The organism is Microbispora rosea, from assembly GCF_900156315.1.
In the GTDB taxonomy this organism is placed as follows: Bacteria; Actinomycetota; Actinomycetes; order Streptosporangiales; family Streptosporangiaceae; genus Microbispora; species Microbispora rosea.
Genome location: NZ_FTNI01000040.1, coordinates 42,165 through 63,247, shown reverse-complemented (window position 1 = coordinate 63,247; position 21,083 = coordinate 42,165). Strand labels below are relative to the sequence as shown.

Annotated in this window: 17 protein-coding genes; 7 read left to right on the top strand and 10 right to left on the bottom strand. The window is 72.5% G+C overall.

Annotated elements, in window-relative coordinates:
• Nucleotides 1–251: 251 nt before the first annotated feature.
• Entirely contained in the window at nucleotides 252–1,244 is a 993-nt protein-coding gene (locus tag BXA11_RS37400; RefSeq protein ID WP_076442352.1) for an Acg family FMN-binding oxidoreductase, read from the top strand.
• An 18-nt stretch (nucleotides 1,245–1,262) separates the two neighbouring features.
• Here the strand turns inward: BXA11_RS37400 and BXA11_RS37395 are convergent, their stop codons facing one another.
• Genes BXA11_RS37395 through BXA11_RS37385 form a run of 3 tightly spaced genes read right to left on the bottom strand, consistent with a single transcriptional unit; the run spans nucleotide 1,263 to nucleotide 3,999 of the window.
• On the bottom strand, nucleotides 1,263–2,255 hold the full coding sequence (locus BXA11_RS37395) for an ABC transporter substrate-binding protein (RefSeq protein WP_076442349.1): 993 nt from the start codon (nucleotides 2,253–2,255) through the stop codon (nucleotides 1,263–1,265).
• Nucleotides 2,256–2,269: 14 nt separating this feature from the next.
• Complete coding sequence (locus BXA11_RS37390) at nucleotides 2,270–3,034, bottom strand: amino acid ABC transporter ATP-binding protein (RefSeq protein WP_076442346.1); 765 nt, start codon at nucleotides 3,032–3,034, stop codon at nucleotides 2,270–2,272.
• Nucleotides 3,031–3,999 (bottom strand): amino acid ABC transporter permease, encoded by a 969-nt coding sequence (locus BXA11_RS37385; protein ID WP_030511534.1) that lies wholly within the window; start codon nucleotides 3,997–3,999, stop codon nucleotides 3,031–3,033. The genes BXA11_RS37390 and BXA11_RS37385 overlap by 4 nt, the downstream gene beginning before the upstream one ends.
• A 327-nt stretch (nucleotides 4,000–4,326) precedes the next feature.
• Between BXA11_RS37385 and BXA11_RS37380 the strand changes: the two genes are divergently transcribed.
• Genes BXA11_RS37380 through BXA11_RS37370 form a run of 3 tightly spaced genes read left to right on the top strand, consistent with a single transcriptional unit; the run spans nucleotide 4,327 to nucleotide 7,572 of the window.
• Entirely contained in the window at nucleotides 4,327–5,025 is a 699-nt protein-coding gene (locus tag BXA11_RS37380; protein WP_076442343.1) for a GNAT family N-acetyltransferase, read from the top strand.
• A 13-nt stretch (nucleotides 5,026–5,038) separates the two neighbouring features.
• Entirely contained in the window at nucleotides 5,039–6,391 is a 1,353-nt protein-coding gene (locus tag BXA11_RS37375) for an NtaA/DmoA family FMN-dependent monooxygenase (protein ID WP_076442340.1), read from the top strand.
• Nucleotides 6,388–7,572: an LLM class flavin-dependent oxidoreductase gene (locus tag BXA11_RS37370; RefSeq protein WP_076442337.1), complete on the top strand. Its 1,185-nt coding sequence runs from the start codon at nucleotides 6,388–6,390 to the stop codon at nucleotides 7,570–7,572. The genes BXA11_RS37375 and BXA11_RS37370 overlap by 4 nt, the downstream gene beginning before the upstream one ends.
• Before the next feature lie 50 nt (nucleotides 7,573–7,622).
• Here the strand turns inward: BXA11_RS37370 and BXA11_RS37365 are convergent, their stop codons facing one another.
• Entirely contained in the window at nucleotides 7,623–9,071 is a 1,449-nt protein-coding gene (locus BXA11_RS37365; protein WP_076442335.1) for an MFS transporter, read from the bottom strand.
• A gap of 137 nt (nucleotides 9,072–9,208) precedes the next feature.
• Here BXA11_RS37365 and BXA11_RS37360 point away from each other — a divergent pair, with 137 nt between their 5' ends.
• Entirely contained in the window at nucleotides 9,209–9,796 is a 588-nt protein-coding gene (locus BXA11_RS37360) for a TetR/AcrR family transcriptional regulator (protein ID WP_076442332.1), read from the top strand.
• A gap of 49 nt (nucleotides 9,797–9,845) precedes the next feature.
• On the opposite strand, the gene BXA11_RS37355 is transcribed toward BXA11_RS37360, so the two are convergent.
• The 5 genes from BXA11_RS37355 to BXA11_RS45115 are packed head-to-tail and all read right to left on the bottom strand — an operon-like array spanning nucleotide 9,846 to nucleotide 17,383.
• On the bottom strand, nucleotides 9,846–11,519 hold the full coding sequence (locus BXA11_RS37355; protein WP_076442329.1) for a dipeptide ABC transporter ATP-binding protein: 1,674 nt from the start codon (nucleotides 11,517–11,519) through the stop codon (nucleotides 9,846–9,848).
• Entirely contained in the window at nucleotides 11,516–12,355 is an 840-nt protein-coding gene (locus BXA11_RS37350) for an ABC transporter permease (protein ID WP_076442327.1), read from the bottom strand. The genes BXA11_RS37355 and BXA11_RS37350 overlap by 4 nt, the downstream gene beginning before the upstream one ends.
• Complete coding sequence (locus tag BXA11_RS37345; RefSeq protein WP_076442324.1) at nucleotides 12,355–13,383, bottom strand: ABC transporter permease; 1,029 nt, start codon at nucleotides 13,381–13,383, stop codon at nucleotides 12,355–12,357. Before BXA11_RS37345 ends, BXA11_RS37350 begins: the two co-directional genes overlap by 1 nt.
• Nucleotides 13,380–14,990: an ABC transporter substrate-binding protein gene (locus BXA11_RS37340; protein WP_076442322.1), complete on the bottom strand. Its 1,611-nt coding sequence runs from the start codon at nucleotides 14,988–14,990 to the stop codon at nucleotides 13,380–13,382. Before BXA11_RS37340 ends, BXA11_RS37345 begins: the two co-directional genes overlap by 4 nt.
• Nucleotides 14,987–17,383, bottom strand: a complete 2,397-nt coding sequence (locus BXA11_RS45115) for an MsnO8 family LLM class oxidoreductase (protein WP_076442320.1) — start codon at nucleotides 17,381–17,383, stop codon at nucleotides 14,987–14,989. The genes BXA11_RS37340 and BXA11_RS45115 overlap by 4 nt, the downstream gene beginning before the upstream one ends.
• A 218-nt stretch (nucleotides 17,384–17,601) precedes the next feature.
• Here BXA11_RS45115 and BXA11_RS37330 point away from each other — a divergent pair, with 218 nt between their 5' ends.
• The gene (locus tag BXA11_RS37330; RefSeq protein WP_076442317.1) at nucleotides 17,602–18,549 is read left to right on the top strand and encodes a GlxA family transcriptional regulator; all 948 of its coding nucleotides are present in this window, start codon (nucleotides 17,602–17,604) and stop codon (nucleotides 18,547–18,549) included.
• 154 nt (nucleotides 18,550–18,703) lie between these two features.
• Complete coding sequence (gene gap / locus BXA11_RS37325) at nucleotides 18,704–19,702, top strand: type I glyceraldehyde-3-phosphate dehydrogenase (protein WP_030511521.1); 999 nt, start codon at nucleotides 18,704–18,706, stop codon at nucleotides 19,700–19,702.
• A gap of 16 nt (nucleotides 19,703–19,718) precedes the next feature.
• On the opposite strand, the gene BXA11_RS37320 is transcribed toward gap, so the two are convergent.
• Nucleotides 19,719–20,975 (bottom strand): PP2C family protein-serine/threonine phosphatase, encoded by a 1,257-nt coding sequence (locus BXA11_RS37320; RefSeq protein WP_076442315.1) that lies wholly within the window; start codon nucleotides 20,973–20,975, stop codon nucleotides 19,719–19,721.
• Nucleotides 20,976–21,083: the final 108 nt, after the last annotated feature.

Below are 21,083 nucleotides of genomic sequence, written 5' to 3'. Positions count from 1 at the left end.
GCAGGCCTCGCCCTCACCGGCGCCGGCACCACCCTCGGACTCGGCACCCAGTGGGCCGCCACCCCCCTCGTCCGCCGCTTCCCGATCCTCAAGTAGACCCACCCGCACGCAGCAGGCTCCGGCGCCCACCCCCGGCCCCCTGGGGGTGGGCGCCGGCTTCACTGGGCGTCCAGCTCGCTTCGCGCCCGACGACAGCGAGCCCTCCTGACGACAGTGAGCCCCCGCACAGACTTTCCTGAAGAAGGTGCGCCGTGATATCTCCCTTCGCCACAGAACGCGGTTTCCACCGGCTGCTCACCGCCGCCGGGCAGGCGCCCTCGGTGCTCAACACGCAGCCCTGGCGGCTCGAAGCGGTCCGGGGAGAGTTCGCCGAGCTGCTGGCCGACCCCGACCGGCGCCTCCGGGTCAGCGACCCCCGCGGGCGCTCGCTGCACGTCAGCTGTGGCGCCGCCCTGTTCAACCTCCGGCTCGCCGTACGGACAGCCGGTCACCGGCCGCTGGTCTGGCTGCTGCCCAACACCGTGGAGGAACCACTGCTCCTGGCCGCCGTCCGCGTGTCGCCGTTCCATCCGGCTCCCGCGCGAGCCCGCGAACTGTACGACCGCATCGGGCTGCGCCGGACCAACCGGGAGGCGTTCAGCGAACGGCGGGTTCCCGAGCATGTGCTCGCCGACCTGCGCCGCGCGGCAGCCCGCGAGGGGGCCGGCCTGGCCGTGCTCGACCGGCCCGTCGCCGCCGACCTGCTGGACCACGTCGCGATCGCCGACGACGAGCTCGCCGGGGACGGCGGCTACCAGGCCGAGCTGCGGGCGTGGACGATGAGCGGGAACCGCCGCGACGGCCTGCCGTCCTACGTGCGGGGGCCGCGCTGCGCCGACGATCCGGCGCCGGTCCGGGACTTCGGGGCACACAGTGAGCGCGAGCCGGTCCACTTCGAGTCCCGCCCCCAGCTGGCGGTGCTCACCACCGCGGGCGACGGCCCTCTCGACTGGCTGCGCGCCGGACAGGCGCTGCAACGCCTCCTGCTGACCGCGACCGTCCACGGGATCTCGGCCTCGTTCCTCAACCAGCCGCTCGACCTTCGCGACATGCGCCGCCGCAGCGATCCCCACCACCGGCGCGGGCACGTCCAGATGATCATCCGGCTGGGGTACGGCCCGGCGGTCCCCCGCGCACCCCGCCGCCCCGCCGCCGAACTGGTGGCGACCGCTCCGGCCCGGATCCGGGAAGACTGCGCGGTGTGAGCCGGCGCCGAGGTGCCCCTACTGCTCGCGGGGCAGGCCGGGCGGGTTGACCAGGGATTCGGGGACGGCCTCGGTGGACAGCCCCCAGCGGGCGAGGACCTTGGGGTAGGTGCCGTCCTTGATGAGGGCGTTGATGGCGTCGGCGATCGGCTTGGCCAGGCCGTTATCCTTCCGCGTCATCGCGGCGATGAGCCCCTGGAGCGTGGGACCGGCGCCGGAGTAGGTGCCGACGACCTTCGTGTCCCCGCTAACCGCGGCGTGGTAGGCGGAGGTGGGGTTGGGCGCGAAGTACGCCTGGATCCGGCCGGACCTGAGCGCCAGGTAGGTGTCGGCCGCCTGCTTGTAGTACTGGATCCGGGCGGGCTTCAGCCCGGCGGCCCGGTTCTGCCTGTCCCAGCCCAGCAGGATCTTCTCCTGATTGGTGCCGGAGCCCACGGCCACACTGAGCCCCGCGACGTCGGCCGGCTTGGCGATCGACGTGATCGTGCTGTTCTTCGGCACCTCCCAGGCCAGCTGGTCCAGGCGGTAGGTGGCGAAGTCGTAGATGTCCTTGCGCTCCTCGGTGACGGTGATGTTGGAGAATCCGGCCGCGTACTTGCCGGACCGCACCGCGAGGAACAGGTTCTCCCACGACGTGGCCTCGATGCGCAGCTTGAGGCCGAGCACGTCGGCGACGAGGGAGGCGATGTCCTCCTCCACCCCGATCGGGGTGACGTTGTCGTCGGCGACGAACGACAGCGGCGGCTCGAAGGTGGAGGTGCCGATAAGGAACTCGCCCTTGGCCCGGATCGCGGCGGGCACCTCGGCGGCGATCGTCTCCACCTTCGCGGCCCGGATCCGGCCCTGCTCCGGACTCGTGTTGATCGTCAAGACGCCGGGCGGGGCCTCTGCGGCAGCGGCGGCGCCCGCCGCGCCCTCGTCGGGAACCGCGCCGCAGGCGGCGAGCAGCAGCAGGGCGGACGTGCCGAGCACGGACAACCGGGATACGGGTAACCGGGATACGGATGACATGCGATTCCTTGAGGTCAGAGCACCTTGCTGAGGAAGGCGCGCGTACGGTCGTGTCCCGGCCGGTCGAGCACCTGCCCGGGCGGGCCGTGCTCGACGATCTGACCGGCGTCCATGAAGACCACGGTGTCGGCGACCTCGCGGGCGAAACCGATCTCGTGGGTAACGACGATCATGGTGGTGCCGCCGCGGGCGAGCGCCTGCATCACTTCCAGCACCTCGCCCACCAGTTCGGGGTCGAGTGCCGAGGTGGGCTCGTCGAACAGCACGACCTTGGGCCGCAGCGCCAGGGCGCGGGCGATCGCGACGCGTTGCTGCTGCCCCCCGGACAGCTGCCGCGGATAGGCGTCGGCCTTGCCGGACAGGCCCACCTGCTCCAGCAGCTCGGTCGTCAGCGCCTCGACCTCGTCGCGCGGGCGGCCCTGGGCCGAGACGGGGGCCTCGGTCACGTTCTCTCTGACGGTGAGGTGGGGGAACAGGTGGAAGTTCTGGAAGACGAAGCCGATCTGGGTGCGCCGGCGCAGGATGTCGCGTTCCCGCAGTTCGTAGAGCCGGTCTCCGGACCGCCGGTAGCCGACGAACTCGCCGTCGATGGCGACGTACCCGCGGTCGATCTTCTCCAGGTGGTTGATGCTGCGCAGCAGCGTGGACTTGCCCGACCCGGAAGGACCGATGATCACCGTCACCTCGCCGGGCTGGACCTTCAGGTCCACCCCGCGCAGGACCTCCAGCGAGCCGTAGCTCTTGTGCACCCCGTGTACGTCGACCATGGGGGTGCTCATCGCCGCTCGCCTCCGCCCCAGGCCGGGCGCTGCCGCCGGGCGGCCCGCCGTACGGAGAGGATCCGGCGCACCCGCTGCGCGGGCGTGGGCGACAACGCCCGCGCGAGGCCCCGGCCGAACCTGCGTTCCACGTAGTGCTGCACGCCCGACAGCACCGTGGTGAGGACGAGATACCAGATCGCGGCCACCAGCAGCATCGCTATCACCCGGCCGTTGCGGTTGTAGATCACCTGAACCTGGTAGAAGAGCTCGGGCAGCGCCATGATGTAGACGACCGAGGTGCCCTTGACCAGGCCGATGATCTCGTTTCCCGCCGCCGGGACGATCGACCGCATGGCCTGCGGAAGCTGGATCCGGAAGATCTGCCTGGCCCTCGGGATGCCGAGCGCGGCGGCCGCCTCAAGCTGACCGGGGTCGACCGAGAGGAAGCCTCCTCGCACGATCTCCGCGGCGTACGCCGCCTGGTGCAGCGCCAGGCCGAGCGCGGCGGCCGTCACCGGTCCGATCAGGTCCATCGAGTCGACGGAGAAGAACGCGGGTCCGAACGGCACCCCGAACGAGATCTGCTTGTACAGGGCGGCGAGGTTGTACCAGAACAGCAGTTGCAGAATGAGCGGCACCGAGCGGAACAGCCACACGTAGCCCCAGGCCGCCGACGCGAGCAGCGGGACGCGGGACAGCCGCATCAGCGCGAGCACGGTGCCCAGCAGGAATCCGAGCACGATGCCGAGCGCGGTCAACTCCACGGTGAACAGCACCGCGTGCAGCACCGAGGGATGGAACAGGTACGCGCCGACGACCGGCCAGTCCCAGGCCGGATTGGTGACCAGCGCGTTGACCGCCATCGCCAGCAGCACCGCCACCACGACGCCGGCGATCCAGCGTCCCGGGTGACGCGCCTTGACGACGGTCAGGGAGCCGGCGGACTCCGCCGCGGTCTCCTCCAGCACGGCGGGCGCGCTCATCGCGCCGCCGTGGCATCGGATAAGTGGACGTGATCGAGCGCGAGGGGCTCGGCAGTCATGGATCAACCCTCCCGGCGGCCGCGCTGATCGCGGCCGTCCGACATGCCTCCATCTTCAGCACGGACGAGCAATACCGTCAAGACCTACTTGTTTAGTAGGTTTTTGCATAGGATGCGTCCGCATGAGGACGAGCGACAGGAGGTCCGATGCCGAAGGACTGCGTGTTCCCCCCGCGCGGTGGCGCCGGCGGCGGCGATCGCGACGAGACGGCCATGGAGGTGGGCGCGTGAGCACCGGCCACGACGACACGTCCCGAGGAGGGCCGCGATGAGCGACCAGCGCCTTTTGGACAATCCCGCGTGGGCGTCGCTGACCGGTCCGCACGCGCGCTTCGCCGAGCGGTACGGCGGCGCGGTGCGCTACCCGGACGACGTGTCCCCGTTCTTCGCGCTGCCCGACGACCCCGGGCCCGCGGACTGGAACGACCTCGCCATACTCGCGGGGCCCGGAGCGACGGTCGCGGTCACCGGTGACGCCGCCGCGGCGCCGGACGGGTGGGAGGTGGTCGCCCACGGCGGGGGCGTGCAACTGGTCGGCGACGACGTGGTCCCCGCACGCGACGACGAGGCGGTCCGCCTGCGGGCGGCGGACGTGCCGGAGATGCTGGACCTCGTCGCGCGCACGCAGCCGGGCCCGTTCCGGCCGCGCACCATCGAGATGGGCGCCTACCTGGGTATCCGCCGCGGCGGCAGGCTGGTCGCGATGGCCGGGGAGCGGCTGCACCCGCCCGGCTGGACGGAGATCAGCGCGGTCTGCACCGATCCGGCCTTCCGCCGACAGGGCCTGGCGTCACGCCTGGTGCCGGCCGTCGCCGCCGGCATCCGCGCCCGCGGCGAGACCCCGTTCCTGCACGCCGCCGCGAGCAACACCACGGCAATCCGGGTGTACGAGGCGCTCGGCTTCCGTCTCCGCAGGCGGACGACGTTCGCCACCCTCCGCGTGCCCGCCGACGTACCGGTCGCCTGAGTGAGGAGTCCCCGTGACCAAGCAGATCCATCTCGCCGCGCACTTCCCCGGCGTGAACAACACCACGGTCTGGTCCGACCCCGCGTCGGGCAGTCAGATCGACTTCGACTCGTTCCGCCACCTGGCCCAGACGGCCGAACGCGGGAAGTTCGACTTCTTCTTCCTGGCGGAAGGACTGCGGCTGCGCGAGGCGAAGGGACGCATCCACGACCTGGACGTCGTGGGACGCCCGGAGTCGCTCACGGTCCTTTCCGCCCTGGCCGCCGTCACCACCCACCTGGGGCTCGCCGCGACCGTGAACTCCACCTTCAACGAGCCGTACGAGGTGGCGCGACGGCTGGCCACGCTCGACCACCTGAGCGGCGGCCGGGCCGCGTGGAACGTGGTGACCAGCTTCGACGCCTTCACCGGGGAGAACTTCCGCCGGGGCGGCTTCCTGGCCGAGGCCGACCGGTACACCCGGGCGAAGGAGTTCCTGCAGACCGCCAGGGAGCTGTGGGACTCGTGGGCGGCGGACGCGGTGGCCGCCGATCCGGAGTCGGGGCGGTTCCTGCGGCCCGGCGGCGTCGCGCCCTTCCGGCACCAGGGCCGGCACTTCGACATCTCCGGGCTGTTCAACGTGCCGCGGGGCCCGCAGGGCCACCCGGTGATCATCCAGGCCGGCGACTCGGACGAGGGGCGCGAGTTCGCCGCGTCCTCGGCCGACGTGATCTTCAGCAGGCACAGCAAGCTGGAGGAGGGCCGCGCCTTCTACCGTGACGTCAAGCGCAGGCTCGCCGCCTACGGACGGCGGCCGGAGGAGCTGAAAATCCTCCCCGCCGTGACGTACGTGCTCGGCGACACCGAGGCCGAGGCCGCCGAGCGGGCCGCCGAGATCCGCCGTGCGCAGGTCGGCCCGCAGACGGCGCTCTACTTCCTGGAGGCCGTGTGGGGCCGCGACCTGTCGGGATACGACCCGGACGGCCCGCTGCCCGACGTCGAGCCGAACCTGGACGAGGGCGTGTCCAGGGGCCATGCGGCGTTCCGCCGCGACCGCGGCGAGCTGGTGTCCAAGTGGCGCGCCCTCGCCGAGGAGAAGAACCTGTCGATCCGCGAGCTCGCCATCGAGGTCTCCGCGCCGCAGACCTTCATCGGCACGCCGCGGTCGGTCGCCGACGAGATCGACCACTTCGTGCAGGCCGACGCCGCCGACGGCTTCATCTTCGTCCCTCACCTGACGCCGGGCGGGCTGGACGACCTGGTCGACAAGGTCGTCCCCCTGTTGCAGGAGAAGGGCGTGTTCCGGGCCGACTACACCGGGCCCACCCTCCGCGACCACCTCCGCCTCGCCCCCCGCACTCAGAACCGCACCGAGGAGACCTCATGACCCTGCATCTCGCCGTCGCGCTCGACGGGGCGGGCTGGCACCCGGCCGCGTGGCGGGCCGAAGGCGCGCGACCGGACCGGCTCTTCACCCCCGGATACTGGGCCGAGCTCGTCGCGGAGGCGGAGCGCGGCCTGCTCGACTTCGTCACCTTCGAAGACGCGCTCGGCCTGCAGTCCTCCCACCTCGACGAGCCCGACGGGCGCCTCGACCAGGTGCGCGGACGCCTCGACGCGGTGCTGATCGCCTCGCGGGTGGCTCCGCTGTCCTCGCGGATCGGCCTCGTGCCGACCACGAGCACGACCCACACCGAGCCCTTCCACGTCGCGATCGGCATCGCCTCGCTCGACCACATCAGCCACGGCAGGGCCGGCTGGCGACCCCGGATCTCCGGCCGTCCCGACCACGTGGCGCACTTCGGCCGCCGCCCTCCGTTCCCGCCGCAGGACTACTCCCGCGACCGGCATCCCGTCTTCGGCGACCACGTGCAGGGCTTGTTCGCCGAGGCCGCCGACGCGGTCGAGGTGGTCCGCCGCCTGTGGGACAGCTGGGAGGACGACGCCGAGATCCGCGACGTCGCGACCGGCCGCTTCGTCGACCGCGACAAGCTCCACTACATCGACTTCCGTGGCGAGTTCTTCAGCGTGAAGGGCCCCTCGATCACGCCGCGCTCCCCGCAGGGCCAGCCGCTGGTCACCTCGCTGGCCCACGACAGGCTGCCGTACGAGTTCGCGGCCCGATCCTCCGACGTCGTGTACGTCACGCCGCGCGACCGGGAGGACGCCACGGCGATCGTCGAGAGCGTCCGGGCGGCGGAAGCGACGGTGGGACGGACCGAGCCGCCGTTGCGGATCTTCGCGGATCTGGTGGTCTTCCTCGACGCCCGCGACGCGGCCGGGCGGAAGGCCAGGCTGGACGACCTCGACGGCGCCGAACACAACGGGGACGCCCATGTCTTCACCGGCACCCCCGAGGAGCTCGCCGGGCTGCTGCTGGAGTGGCGGGAGGCGGGGCTGGAGGGATTCCGGCTCCGGCCGGGCGTGCTGCCGCACGACCTGGTGGCGATCACCCGTGGCCTGGTGCCCGCCCTGCAGAACGCGGGCGCGTTCCGGACGGCGTACGACACGGTGGACCTGCGCGGGCGGCTCGGCTTGGCCCGTCCCGTCAGCCGCTACGCGGCATGAATTCGCGTGGGGGGGCGAGCCGGCGCGGACCGCTCGCCCCTCACGCGGGCTCATCCGGACGGCCCCCGTCGGCCCCGTGCCGCGAGGCGATACCAGGAGGCGGCCATGACGAGCAGGGCGGCGACCAGCGCGCCGCACGCCCAGGCGAACACCGGCGAGATGCCCTCGGCGAGACCGTCCGCGCCCAGCGGGATCAGCATGGCGGCCAGGCCGAGCGAACCCCCGATGGTGAGCGCGGTCTGCAGCAGCCCGGCGGCGACACCCGCGTACTCGGCGGGTGCGGTGGTCAGGACGATCATGTTAAGAGGGATGATCGCCACGCCGACGCCCAGTCCCATGACGACGAGGGCCGGAAGCACGCCGGCGGCGTAGGCGCTGCCGCCGTCGAGACGGGTCAGCCAGGCCGTTCCGGCGAGTACCACCGACAGGCCGAGCAGCGCGCGGGTTTTGAGACCGACCGCGGCGATGCGGGCGGTGAGGACCTGCGTGCTGACGAGCAGCGCCAGGCCGAACGGCAGGATCGCCAGGCCGCTGCGCAGCGCGCCGAAGTGGAGCACCCCCTGGAGATACTGCACCAGGTAAATCAGGAAGCCGGTGAGGACCGCCGCGAGCAGCACCAGTCCGGCGAAGGCGCCGGCCCGCTCCCGGCCCGCCAGCACGGCGAGGGGCAGCAGCGGCTCGGCGGCGCGCCGGTCCACCAGGAGCAGCACCCCGGCCAGCACGACCGCGGCGCCGAGTGCGGCCGCCGTCCAGGGGTCGCCCCAGCCCTTCTCGGCGGCGCGCACGAGGCCGTACACGGCGGCGGTGACGGCGGCGGCGCTCAGCAGCGCGCTGGGCAGGCCGAGGGCGCGGGATCGGGTCGCCTCGTCGCGCACGGTGAGCTCCCTGGCGGTGAGCGCCCGGATGGCGAGCGCGATGACGGCCAGCCCGATCGGCACGTTGACCAGCAGGCTCCAGCGCCAGTCCCCCGCCCAGGTCAGCACGCCGCCCAGCACCATGCCGGCGGAGGCGCCGAGACCGGTCACGGTGGAGTAGAGCCCGAAGGCCCGCTGCCGCCGCTCGCCCCGGAAGACGATCGCGAGCAGCGCCAGGCCGGTGGGGCCGGCGACGGCGGCGCCGGCGCCCTGCAGGACCCGGCCCGCGAGCAGCGCCTGCACGTTCGGCGCGAGCCCGGCGACCAGCGAGGCCACCACGATCAGCCCGACCCCGGCGAGGAACACCCTCCGGTGCCCGAGGGCGTCGCCGAGGCGGCCGGCGAACAGCAGGAGCCCGCCGAAGGCGAGGAGGAAGCCGTTCGGCACCCACGATCCCCCTGTCACGGACAGGCCGAGGTCGGACTGCAGCGCCGGGAGCGCGACGTTCACGATCGTGCCGTCGAGCTGGAGCATGAACTCGGCGCCGACGATCGCCGCGAGCGCGAGGGCCCACGCGCGGTCGCGGCCTTCTCCCGGCGAGCCGGCCGAGACGTCGCCGGTCGCGGTCGTGCCGTCTGTGCTCATGGAACCTCCACGGTCCGTTCGCGAGAGCCAAGGCGAGGAACCCTCAGGTTAAGCGGCGGAATTATCCTGAGGTAGCCTCAGCTTGATGGTCAAGATTCAAGATGAGGTAACCTCAGGATGTCAAGCGGGAGGTACCGGTGGACGGCAAGCCCTACATCGCCCAGCGCCCGAAGCGCGCGGACGGCCGGCGCAACTACGACGCCATCCTCGCCGCCGCGCGGAAGGCGTTCGAGACCTCGGGCGCGGACGCCTCGCTGGAGGACATCGCGAGCCAGGCGGGTGTCGCCATCGGCACCCTGTATCGGCACTTCCCCACGCGCGCCTCGCTGGTGGAGGCCGCCACCCGCGACGGCCTGGAGAACCTCGTCGCCCACGCGCAACGGCTGGCGGCAGGGCCGGATCCCCTCGACGCGCTGACCGAGTGGATGCGCGAGGCCGTCGTGCACTTCAGCACCTTCCGGGGCCTGGTCGGCATCCTCACCCGGAGCATGTACGACGAGGGCACCCCCTCCCACGCCATGTGCGCCGCGATGCACCGAAGCGGCGCCGACCTGCTGCACGCCGCCCAGGCGGCCGGCAGGGTGCGGCCCGACCTCACGCCCGAGGAGCTGTTCGACCTCCTCAGCGGCGCGGCGTGGGTGCGCGAGCAGGCCGCCTCCGGCAGAGACAGCAGCCCACGATTCCTGCAACTGGTGCTGGAGGGCATCACCACCCGCGAAGACTGATCCTTCCGCCACACCGCCCGTCCGGCGGGTGCCCGGCACCGCCGGCCGTTCACCCGGGGAGCCGGGGCACGGCCGCCAGCAACTCCTTCGTGTACGCGTGCCGGGGGTGATGGAAGACCTCGCCGGCGTCCCCCTCCTCCACCACACGGCCGTCCTTCATCACCAGGACCCGGTCACTCAGGTGGCGGACGACGCCCAGGTCGTGGGAGATGAACAGCAGCGCCGTTCCGTCCTCGGCCTGGATCTCGGCCAGCAGGCCGAGCACCTGGGCCTGGATGGACACGTCGAGCGCGGAGACGGGCTCGTCGCAGATCAGCACCTCGGGCCGGGACGCGAGCGCGCGGGCGATGGCCACGCGCTGCCGCTGGCCGCCCGACAGCTCGCGCGGACGCCGGCCGAGTAGTTCGGGCGGCAGCCCGACCCGGCCCAGCAGTTCGACCGCGCGCTCCCTGCGCCGCCTCCTCGGCAGCGCGGAGAGCGGGTCGGCGACCAGGCGGCCCACCGTGTGGCGCGGGTCGAAGGAGTCCAGCGGGTTCTGCGCGATCACCTGGACGGCCGGGCGGAGGGGGCGCCGCCGCCTCTCGGGCAGGCCGCTCCACGGGCCTCCGCGCAGGCTCACCTCGCCCGCGTCCGGCGTGAGCAGGCCGAGGGCCAGCCGCGCGAGGGTCGTCTTGCCCGACCCCGACTCGCCGACGACGCCGAGCGTCTCCCCCGCGTACAGGCGGAAGGAGACGCCGTCCACGGCCCTGCGCGAGCCGTACGCGACCGACAGCCCTGTGGCGGCGAGCACGGGTGCACGCGGAGCCGGAGGGCCGTCCGCCCGGCGCGGCACGGCGGACGCGGAGGACACGGAAGACACGGAGGACACGGAGGACACGGAAGACGTGGAAGGCCGAGGGGCGGAGGGCACGGCGGCCAGCAGGGCACGGGTGTAGTCGTGCCGCGGCGTCGTCAGCACCTCCCGTGCCGGGCCCTCCTCGACCACCAGGCCGTCCTTCATGACCAGGACGCGGCCGGCGACCGCGGCCACCACGGCGAGGTCATGACTGATCATCAGCAGCGCCGTCCCTGCCGCCTTCCGGTCCGCGAGCAGCCGCAGGATCTGGGCCTGCACGGTCACGTCGAGGGCGGTCGTGGGCTCGTCAGCGATGATCAACTCCGGCTCCGCGGCGATCGCGGAGGCGATCAGGGCCCGCTGCCGCAGCCCGCCGGAGAGCTGGTGCGGGTGCTGCCGCACGCGCGTCTCCGGGTCCGGGACGCCCACGGCCTCCAGCAGTGCCCGTACGCGCTCCGGGCGGGCCCGGCGGGGCACCACGTCATGCTCGGCCAGCACTTCGGCGATCTCGGCCCCCACGGTGCGCAGCGGGTCGAGCGAGACCAGGGCGTCCTGCAGGACCAGCCCGGCGAACCGGCCGCGCACGCGGCGCCACTCGCGCGGGCCGAAGGTCAGCGCGTCCCCGCCGCCGACGCGGAAGACCGACGCCCGCACCTTCGCGCCCGGGCCCGCCAGGCCGATGAGCGCGCGGGCCGTGACGCTCTTGCCCGACCCCGACTCTCCGACCAGGGCGACGCACTCCCCCGGCGCGATCGACAGCGACACCCCGCGTACGGCCTCGACACCGGACGCGGGAAAGGAGACCCGCAGGTCCTCCACCGCGACGAGCGGCGGAGCGGCAGAGGGACCGGGTGCGGCGGCGGCCCGGGTGATCGCGAGCTCCGTCATGGTGTCCTTCCCTCGAAACGCCGCTGAAAGTGCCGCCCGGCCACCGTCAGGCACACGACCGACAGGGTGAGGGCCACTCCCGGAGAGAAGGCCACCCACGAAGCCACACGCAGGTAGTCGCGCGACTCGGCCAGCATGGTGCCCCACTCAGGGGCGGGCGGCTGGGGACCCATGCCGAGGAAACTGAGGCCGGATGTGGCGATGACGGCCTGGCCGAGCCCCATCGTGGCCAGCACGGGGACGGGCCCGACGACGTTGGGCAGCACGTGCCGGGCCACGACGCGGGCCCGCGAGTGCCCGAAGGTCACCGCCTGCTCGACGTAGCCGGAGCGGCGCACGACGAATGTCTGCGCCCGGACGACCCGCGCGTACGTGGGGATCTGGGCGATCCCGATGGCGGCGACGACGTTCCACGTGCCGGGGCCCGTGATCGCGATCACGAGGAGCGCGAGCAGCAGCTCGGGAAAGGTCGACAGCACGTCGAACAGGCGGGCCAGCACCTCACCGGCCAGGCGGGTCGCCAGCCCGGCGGCCAGGCCGAGCAGCGAGCCCGCGCCCACCGCGAGCGCGGTGGCGAGGACCCCGATGCCGAGCGAGTGGCGGGCGCCGTACACGACACGGGCGAACACGTCCCTGCCGAGATGGTCGGTGCCGAGCGGATGGCCCGCGCCGGGCGGGGCCAGCGCCTGCAGCGGGTCGGCCGCCAGCGGGTCGACCCGGGTGACCAGGCCGGGCGCCGCCACGGCGACGACCAGGACGGCCAGGACGAGCAGGGCGAGGACGAGACCGGGACGCGTCCGGACGCCCGGCCTCGGGACGGGTGCGGCGACGGCCATCACGCGCTCCTGAGCCGGGGGTCGATGAGCCGGTAGGCGAGGTCGAGCAGGGCGCTGATCGTCACGTACACCGCCGCCGACAGGATGACGACGGCCATCACGACCGGCATGTCCTTGGCGCTGACGGCCTGCATGGTCACCCGGCCAAGCCCGGGCCGGCCGAAGAGTGTCTCGGTGATGACGGCCCCGCCGAGCAGGACGCCGGTGAACCAGCCGGTGAGGGTGACGGCGGGAAGGAGGGCGTGCCGCAGCGCGTGCCGGGCCACCACGGCGCGCTCGCCGAGGCCGCGCGCGCGTGCCGTCACCGCGAACGGCTGCTCGAGCGCGCGTTCCAGACCCTCCCTGAGCACCTGTCCGAGCACGCCGGCGACGGGCAGGCCGAGCGCCAGCGCGGGCAGGACGAGCGCCTGCGGGTCGGCTGCGCCCGAGACGGGGAACCAGCCGAGCGAGAAGGAGAACACGAACAGCAGTACGATGCCGATCACGAACTGGGGCACCGACACCGCCACCAGCTCGGCCACGGAGACGATCCGGCGCGGCCAGACCGACCTGCCCGCCGTCGCCACCGCCAGGACGAGCGCCAGCACCACGCCGACCGCGGCGGCCGTCAGGGTCAGCCGCACCGTCGGGCCCACCTGCCCGGCCAGCACCTCGGCGACGTCGCGCTGCAACTGGTAGGAACGGCCGAGGTCGCCGTGCAGCAGGCGGCCGAGATAGCTCAGGTAACGCACGGCATCAGGCCGGTCCAGCCCCCACTCGGCCACGATCTGCGCGCGGATCTCCGGCGTGTCGGCGCCGTCGCCGACGAGGATGTCGACGGTGTCCCCGGGCGCCAGCAGCAGGGCCGCGTACGCGGTCGTGGCGGCAGCCCACAGCACGGCCACGGCCGAGACGAGCCTGCGCACCGGCGTGCCCAGCCAGGCAGGCGCGCGCAGCCCCGGAAGTCGCCGCCGCGCCGGGGGCCGGGTCGCGGGCGGCTCGGCGGGTGTCGCCGTCGTGGGCCGCCGGGCCGGCAGCGCCGCCGTCATGCGGCGATCCGCACGTCGTAGAGGCCGCGCGGCGTGCCGGAGACGGGGTCGAATCCGAGGCCCTGCACGTTCCTGCTCGCGGCGATCTGGTCGGACGGCACGTAGACGGGGAAGACGACCGCCTCGTCGGTCACCACCTTCCGCTGGACCTCGGCGTACAGCGCCTTGCGTTCCGAGGGGTCGGAGCTCGCCGACGCCTTGGCGAGCCAGTCGTCCAGCTCGGCGTCCTCGTAGTGACTGCGGTTGATGGCCCCGCCCTTCGGCAGGATGAGGTTGAGCGCGGCCCCGGCGTCGGAGTCGCCGCGCGAGTTCTCGAAGATCTCGTACTCGTCCTCGTCGTACGCCTTCTGCGCCGTGCCCTGGTCCACGATCCTCACTTGGAAGTCGATGCCCGCCGTCTGCTTGACCTGCGCCTGGATCGCCTGGGCCAGAATGTCCCTGCGGTCGCGGACGAACGGCGCCGACGCCACCGAGCGGACCGTCAGCCGCTTGCCGTCCTTGGTCCGATAGCCCTCGGCGTCGCGCCCGGTCCAGCCCGCCGCGTCGAGTAGCGCGTTCGCCTCGGCGGCGTCCCCGCCGTACGTCCTCTCCAGCGACGGGTCGTAGAAGGGGCTGGTGTCGGCGACGACGCTCCAGGCCCGCTTGGCGGTGCCCTGGTAGACCGACGCCAGCACGGCGTCGACGTCTACGGCCTCCCGGAACGCCTGCCGCACGCGTCTGTCGTCGAAGGGCGGGTGGGAGGTGTTGAAGTAGTAGGAGAACGACGTGCCGGAGTTGAGCGCCGACTGGAAGGACAACGCGGGGTCGCCCTTGACCGACTGGATGTCGGTGGCCGGGACGCCCTCGACGACCTGGACCTGCCCGGAGGTGAGCGCGCCGACGCGGACGGCCGCCTGCGGCAGGAAGCGATAGGTGACCTCCGACAGGTACGCAGGTCCCTGGTGGGCGCTGCCCCGCGGCGCCCAGTCGTAGCGGGGGTTGCGTCGATAGTGGGCCTCCTGGCCCCGCACGTAGCGGTCGAGGACGAACGGGCCGGTCCCGACCACGTCCGGACCACCGGCCTTGAGGTCCTTGGCCTCCCTGAGGGACTTCGGGGACACCTGCCCGGCGTACGGCGAGGCGAGGAAGTCGAGGAACAGCCCGTCAGGCTCCTTCAAGATGATCTTCAGGGTGGTGGGCGAGAGCACCTCGGCCTTGTCGAGGGCGTGCAACTGGATGGCGGCGACCGCCGGGTTGTAACCGGGCTCGCGCAGCTTGTCCAGGTTCGCCTTCACCGCCGCCGCGTCGAACTTCGTGCCGTCCTGGAAGGTGACGTCGTCGCGCAACTCCAGGGTGTAGGTGCGACCGTCGTCCGAGACCTTCCACGACCGGGCGAGCCAGGGGACGAACGACCCGTCCTCACCGTACGCGAGGAGCGCGTCGAACTGGTTGAACACCAGCAGCCTGGCCTTGTTCTGCGCCCACAGATGAGGGTTGAACGTGATGGGCTCGGTCTCCACGGCCCACGTGAGAGAGGTGCCACCCGACTGCGCGGCGGGCGTCTGGGACCCGCACGCGGCCAGGGCCGCGACGAGGACGAGGGGCAGCGCGCCCCTGATGGCCTTCACAGTGATCCTCCTGCTCTGCCCGCGTGCGGCGCCCCGGCGTGCCACGCCTCCGCGAGCAGCTCGTAGGAGCGCACCCGGTCGGCGTGCCCATGCGTGATCGTGGTGATCAGCAGCTCGTCGGCGCCCGTGACCCGCTGGAGCACGCGCAGCCGCTCCGCGACCGTCTCCGGCGAGCCCGCGAACTGCGTGTCCACGCGGTCGGCCACCAGTTCCCTGTCGGCCTCGCTCCAGACGTGCGCGTCCGCCTCCCCCGGCGTCGGGTAGGGGATCGCCCCCTGGCCCGTACGGATGGCGCGCACCCAGAGGCCGTACGGCTTGGCCAGCTCCCTGGCCGTCGCGTCGTCCTCGGCCACGACCACGTCGGCGGAGACGACGACGTACGGCTCGGACAGCACCTTGGAGGGGGTGAACGCCTCCCGGTAGGCCTCCACGGCCTCCAGCACCGACGCCGGGCTGACGTGATAGTTGGCGGCGAACGGAAGCCCGCGCTCCCCCGCCACCTTCGCGCTCTGCCCGCCGCTGCTGCCGAGGATCCACAGCTCCACCTCCGCGCCCTCACCCGGCACGGCATGCACCGCGATTCCGCCGGGCGACCGGTAGGTACCCTCCAGGAAGGCGACGACCTCGTCGACCTGCTCGGCGAAGTCGGGGGTCCGCGCGCCCGGCTGCTGCAGCAGCGCGGCCTGGAGGGCGAGCTGCGGAGAGCGAGCCAGCTCGGCGAAGGAGAACGCGGGCGGGATCAGCAGCCCGTCCACCACGCGGGACTCGCGGGGCGCCGCTGTCCGGGCGGCCTGAGGAGCTTGCGCGGCCTGAGGGACCTGGGCGGATTGGGGCGTCCGGGCGGGTTGGAGCGACTGGGGAGCCTCCGCCACGATCTCTGCCCTGCGCTGCCCGGAACGGCCCAGCCCGAGGTCGATCCGGCCGGGATGGAGCGCGTCGACGAGGCCGAACTGCTCGACCACCGCGACAGGCGTCTGGTGGCCGAGTTGCACCGCGCCCGAGCCCACCCTGATGTGGTTCGTCGCGGCCGCGATGAGGCCGATGAGCACCGCCGGCGCCGAGCTCGCGACACCGGCCGCGAAGTGGTGCTCGGCCACCCAGTAACGGAGGTACCCGAGACGCTCGGCGTGGCGCGCGAGGTCGATGCTGTTGCGCAACGCGTCTCCCGCGCCGCTGCCGGACGGGATCGGGGACAGATCGAGGATCGACAGGGGAACCGGCCGGCTGACCGGCTGCGCTGTGCTGACTGACCGTGCTGTGCTGACTGGCCGCGCTGTGCTCACTGACTGCGCTGTGGACTGTGCTGTCGGCTCGGGGACGCTCATGCCGGCGCTCTGCGGAACCACCGGCACGGCGGGGAACGGCCTGCTCGGGATCTCCTTGCGCAGCACGGGGGCGACGTCGCTCTGGAACAGCTCCAGCGCCTCCCGGTGCTGCGCCCGGGTCAGGCCGTCGGCGTCCGCGCTGATGTGCATGACCTCGTGGCCGAGCCGCTCGTGGTAGCGCAGGACCTTGTCGATGATCTGCTGGGGGCTGCCGACGAGGATCGAGCCGCGCTCGACGGCGTCCTCCAGTGAGTCGAAGACCGGTTCCACGCCCGACTTGCGGAACAGCGCCACGCGCGCGTCGTAGATCGGGCGGTAGGTGGCGATCGCCTCCTGGGAGGTGCGCGCCGCATAGAAGCCGGCGCTGCCCGCACCCACCAGCGCGCCGGCCGGGTCGTGCCCGTAGTGCGCCCACCGTTCGCGGTAGTGGTCGACCAGCTCGGCGTACGGCTCGATAGGGTTGGTGACGTTCGCCGAGAACAGCGGATCGCCGTAGCGGGCGGCCAAGTCGACCGAGTCCTTACTGGTGGCGCTGCCGTGCCAGACCCGGACCGGCCGCTGCAGGGGGCGCGGCCAGGTCTCCGCGTCCGTGAGGGACGGCCGGAACCGGCCCTCCCAGGTGACCCTGTCCTCCCGCCAGAGCCTGCGGAACAGTTCGTACGCCTCCCGGTTGCGGTCCCACTGGTCCTCGGGGGTGACGTGGAAGAGCCGCGCCTGGGCCGACCCGTTCCCCTTGCCGATGATCAGCTCCAGCCGGCCGTCCGACAGGTGGTCGAGCGTCGCGTAGTCCTCGTACGCCCGCACGGGGTCGAGCAGGCTGAGCGTGGTCACCGCGGTGAACAGCCGGATGCGGGAGGTCAGGGCGGCGATGTGGCTGAGCACGACCGGCGGCGACGAGGAGATGAAGGGCCGCTCGTGCCGTTCTCCCACCCCGAAGCCGTCGAAGCCCAGTTCCTCGGCGAGTACGGCGCTGTCCACGACGTCGCGGAACCGCTCGGTGGTGGACCTGGTCTCGCCGGTCAGCGGGTCGGGGCCGTGCGCGATGAGGGTGATGGCGAGGAATTTCACGTGGTCGCATACCTCTCGAAGGAGCGCTTTACCTACTAACTATGTAGGGAAAGCATGCTTTGTCAACGGCTGGGGAGAAGTCCGCCGTCCCCCGGATCCCCGCGCCCACACCGGCCGGCGCCCCGACGCGGACCGGTGGCAGGATGCTTGCGGTAGTGGTCACGGCGGTCACGGTGCGCGGGAGGCCCGCCGGACCGAGGGACAGCCGAAGGAGGCCGATGAGCCGGAAGAACCACCGCATCGCCGTGCTCGTGCTGGAGGGAGCGAAGCCGCTCGACGTCGGCATCCCCGCGCAGGTGTTCTCCAACCGGCCGAGCATGCCGTACGAAGTCCGGGTGTGCGGAGCCGCGCCCGGGCTGGTGACCGGCGGCGACGGCCTCTCCTATCACGTGGCCGAGGGCCTCGACGCCTTCGAGCAGGCCGACACCATCTTCATCCCCGGCTACCGCGAGCCCGCGACCACGGAACCGCCGGCCACCGTCGTCGGCGCGCTCATGGCCGCCCGCGAGCGCGGAACCCGGCTCGCGGCCATCTCGACGGGGGCGTTCGCGCTGGCGGCGACGGGCCTGCTCGACGGCAAGCGGGCGACGACCCACTGGCACTACACGAAGGCCCTCGCCGACAGGCATCCTCTCGTGCGGGTGGACGAGAACGTGCTCTTCGTGGACGAGGGCGACGTGCTGACGTCGGCGGGCGCGGCGTCCGGCATCGACCTGTGCCTGCACCTGGTGCGGCGCGACCACGGCGTCGGGCTGTCCAACCATGTGGCGAGACGGCTGGTGGCGGCGCCCTATCGCAGCGGGGGCCAGGCACAGTACGTTCCCCGCAGCGTCCCCGAGCCGCTCGGCGACCTGTTCGCGAACACGCGCGAGTGGGCCCTGGCGCACCTGTCGGAACGGCTGACCCTGGAGACCCTCGCCCGTCACGCGCGGGTGTCGCCGCGCACCTTCTCCCGGCGGTTCGTGGAGGACACCGGCTACACCCCGATGCAGTGGGTGCTCAGGGCGCGCGTGGACCTGGCTCGCGAACTGCTCGAACGCAGCGATCTGGGCGTGGCGCAGATCGCCGACCGGGTCGGGCTCGGCACCGGCGCCAACCTGCGCCTGCATTTTCAGCGCATCCTCGGCACCTCCCCCACCGAGTATCGCCACACGTTCTCCGCCTGAGCCTCCACACCTTCCCTCGCACGGGAGGGTGTGGCGAGATCCTTGCGGACGGTGGCGAAACTTCTGGCTGGATCCTTGCGTGCGCTGTCGTTCGAGCCACTGTCGGCCCGGCATCCGGATGGCGATCATGGAGCCCGGAACGAAAGGAACGCCCATGACTCGCATCGCCGTCAACGGATTCGGCCGCATCGGACGCAACACCCTCCGCGCCCTGCTCGAACGTGACAGCGACCTCGAAGTGGTCGCCGTCAACGACCTCACCGCCCCCGAAGCCCTCGCGCACCTGCTGAAGTACGACAGCGCGCTCGGCCGCCTCGGCCGCTCCGTCGAGGTGGACGGCACCACGCTGGTGGTCGACGGCCGCCGCATCGCGGTGCTCGCCGAACGCGAGCCCGCCAAGCTGCCCTGGGCCGAGCTCGGCGTCGACATCGTGCTGGAGTCCACCGGCCGCTTCACCGCGGCGAGCGCCGCCCGCGCGCACATCGACGCGGGCGCCAGGCGCGTGCTGGTCAGCGCTCCCTCCGACGGCGCCGACGTCACGCTCGCCTTCGGCGTGAACACCGAGACGTACGACCCCGCCCGGCATGTGATCGTCTCGAACGCCTCGTGCACCACGAACGCGCTGGCTCCGCTGGCGTCGGTGCTGGACGACCTGGCCGGCATCGAGCACGGCTTCATGACCACGGTGCACGCCTACACCCAGGAGCAGAACCTCCAGGACGGCCCGCACCGCGACCTGCGCCGCGCCCGCGCGGCCGGCGTGAACATCGTGCCCACCACCACGGGGGCCGCCAAGGCCATCGGCCTCGTGCTGCCCAACCTCGACGGCAAGCTGTCGGGCGACTCGATCCGCGTGCCGGTCCCGGTGGGTTCGATCGTGGAGCTGAACACCGCCGTCTCGCGGGAGGTCACCCGCGACGAGGTGCTCGCGGCCTACCGCGCCGCCGCCGACGGCAGGCTCAAGGGCATCCTCGAGTACGCGGACGAGCCGCTGGTCTCCAGCGACATCACCGGACAGCCCGCGTCGGCGATCTTCGACGCCGCCCTCACCCGCGTCGAGGGCAGGCACGTCAAGGTCGTGGCCTGGTACGACAACGAGTGGGGTTTCTCGAACCGGGTCGTCGACACGCTGGAACTGCTCGCGCGCGACTGAGCCGGCCGCGCGCGGCTCACATCGTGAGCTGGTGCTGCCGCCCGGTGCACCACTCGACCAGCAGCACCGTGGCGTCGTCCTGCAGGTGGCCGCGCTGGTAGACGAGGATCGAGCGGATCAGGCGGCGCAGGGTCTCCGGGGCGGAGACGCCGTCGATCTCCCGCCGGATGACGAAGTCGGCGAAGCGCTCCAGCCCGAACCTCTCCCCGTCGGGGGTCTGCGCCTCGATGATGCCGTCGGTGTAGAACAGCAGCCGGTCGCCGGGCTCGAGCTGGCGGCGTGCGAGCACGGCGGCCGGGCTCAGGCGCAGGCCCATCGGGGTGTCCGGCGGACTGTCCAGCACGCACGCCACCCGCCCCTGCCGCAGGACGAGCGGCGGCGGATGGCCCCGGTTCACCCAGGTCAGCCATCCGGTGCGGAGATCCAGATCGGCCAGGACCCCGGTCGCGAAGCGTGAGGCGTCGAACTCCCCGGCGATCGCCTCGTCGATCGCGTCGCTGACCTCGAGCAGCCCGGCCCGGCGCCGGCGGCGGTTGTTGCGGTAGGCGCTCAGGGCGATGGCCGCGGTCAGCCCGGCGGAGGTGTCGTGCCCCATGGCGTCGAAAATCCCGAGGTGGAGGGTGTCGCCGTCGAGGGCGTAGTCGAAGGCGTCCCCGCCGACGCGGTAGGCCGGCTCCAGCGCCGCGCTCACCGTCATCGTGTCGGTCGCGAAGTTCCTGATGGGCAGCAGCGTCCACAACATCTCGGCCGACAGGTGCATCTCCTCGGTCCGGATCAGCCGCGCGAAGGCGTCGCTGTAGGCCCGTTTGCTCACCACCAGCAGCGCGACCAGGCTGCCCAGCTCGGTCGCGATCCGCTTGGTGGCCGCGTCGACCGCGGGCACGGTCACGCCGAGCACCCCGACCCGTTCCGCGCCGTTCAGCATCGGCACCCACAGCCGCCGCGGCCCCTCGCTGCCGAGCGGTTCCGCGGCCTCGCCGACATACGGGTCGACGGTGGGGCGCGCCTGGACGATCTCCAGGTTGCGGAAGGCGTGCCCCGCCAGGGTCGAGTCGATGGCGACGCGGTTCAGCGGCTCGCCGTACGCGTCGCGCTGCCCCGGCAGCGGCACGAGGTAAAGCGGCCGCAGGCTGGCCACATAGATCATGACTTCGGCGTAGCCGAGCGGCCTGACGTGCTCGATGACGGAGGACGCCAGGTCGTCCAGGGGCGTCAGATGATGGTCCCGCACCAGGCCGCCCCAGATGCGCCCGGTGTCAGGGCGCCCGTTCACCAGCCGCCCCCCGCTGCACACCTTGCTGCCCTTGGCCGGTCTCCGGGCGGAAAGATCGCCGGCAGGGTCCGCATCCGACGGGGGTGCGGACCCCAGACCCTCGACGGC

Excerpts from the sequence above, each read along its gene's own strand:
- BXA11_RS37355 (WP_076442329.1), bottom strand. The coding sequence starts at position 11,519 with ATGACGGAGCTCGCGATCACCCGGGCCGCCGCCGCACCCGGTCCCTCT.
- BXA11_RS37380 (WP_076442343.1), top strand. The coding sequence starts at position 4,327 with ATGAGCGACCAGCGCCTTTTGGACAATCCCGCGTGGGCGTCGCTGACC.
- BXA11_RS37330 (WP_076442317.1), top strand. The coding sequence starts at position 17,602 with ATGAGCCGGAAGAACCACCGCATCGCCGTGCTCGTGCTGGAGGGAGCG.
- BXA11_RS37370 (WP_076442337.1), top strand. The coding sequence starts at position 6,388 with ATGACCCTGCATCTCGCCGTCGCGCTCGACGGGGCGGGCTGGCACCCG.
- BXA11_RS37395 (WP_076442349.1), bottom strand. The coding sequence starts at position 2,255 with ATGTCATCCGTATCCCGGTTACCCGTATCCCGGTTGTCCGTGCTCGGC.
- BXA11_RS37390 (WP_076442346.1), bottom strand. The coding sequence starts at position 3,034 with ATGAGCACCCCCATGGTCGACGTACACGGGGTGCACAAGAGCTACGGC.
- BXA11_RS37345 (WP_076442324.1), bottom strand. The coding sequence starts at position 13,383 with ATGACGGCGGCGCTGCCGGCCCGGCGGCCCACGACGGCGACACCCGCC.
- gap (WP_030511521.1), top strand. The coding sequence starts at position 18,704 with ATGACTCGCATCGCCGTCAACGGATTCGGCCGCATCGGACGCAACACC.
- BXA11_RS37350 (WP_076442327.1), bottom strand. The coding sequence starts at position 12,355 with ATGGCCGTCGCCGCACCCGTCCCGAGGCCGGGCGTCCGGACGCGTCCC.
- BXA11_RS37365 (WP_076442335.1), bottom strand. The coding sequence starts at position 9,071 with ATGAGCACAGACGGCACGACCGCGACCGGCGACGTCTCGGCCGGCTCG.
- BXA11_RS37385 (WP_030511534.1), bottom strand. The coding sequence starts at position 3,999 with ATGAGCGCGCCCGCCGTGCTGGAGGAGACCGCGGCGGAGTCCGCCGGC.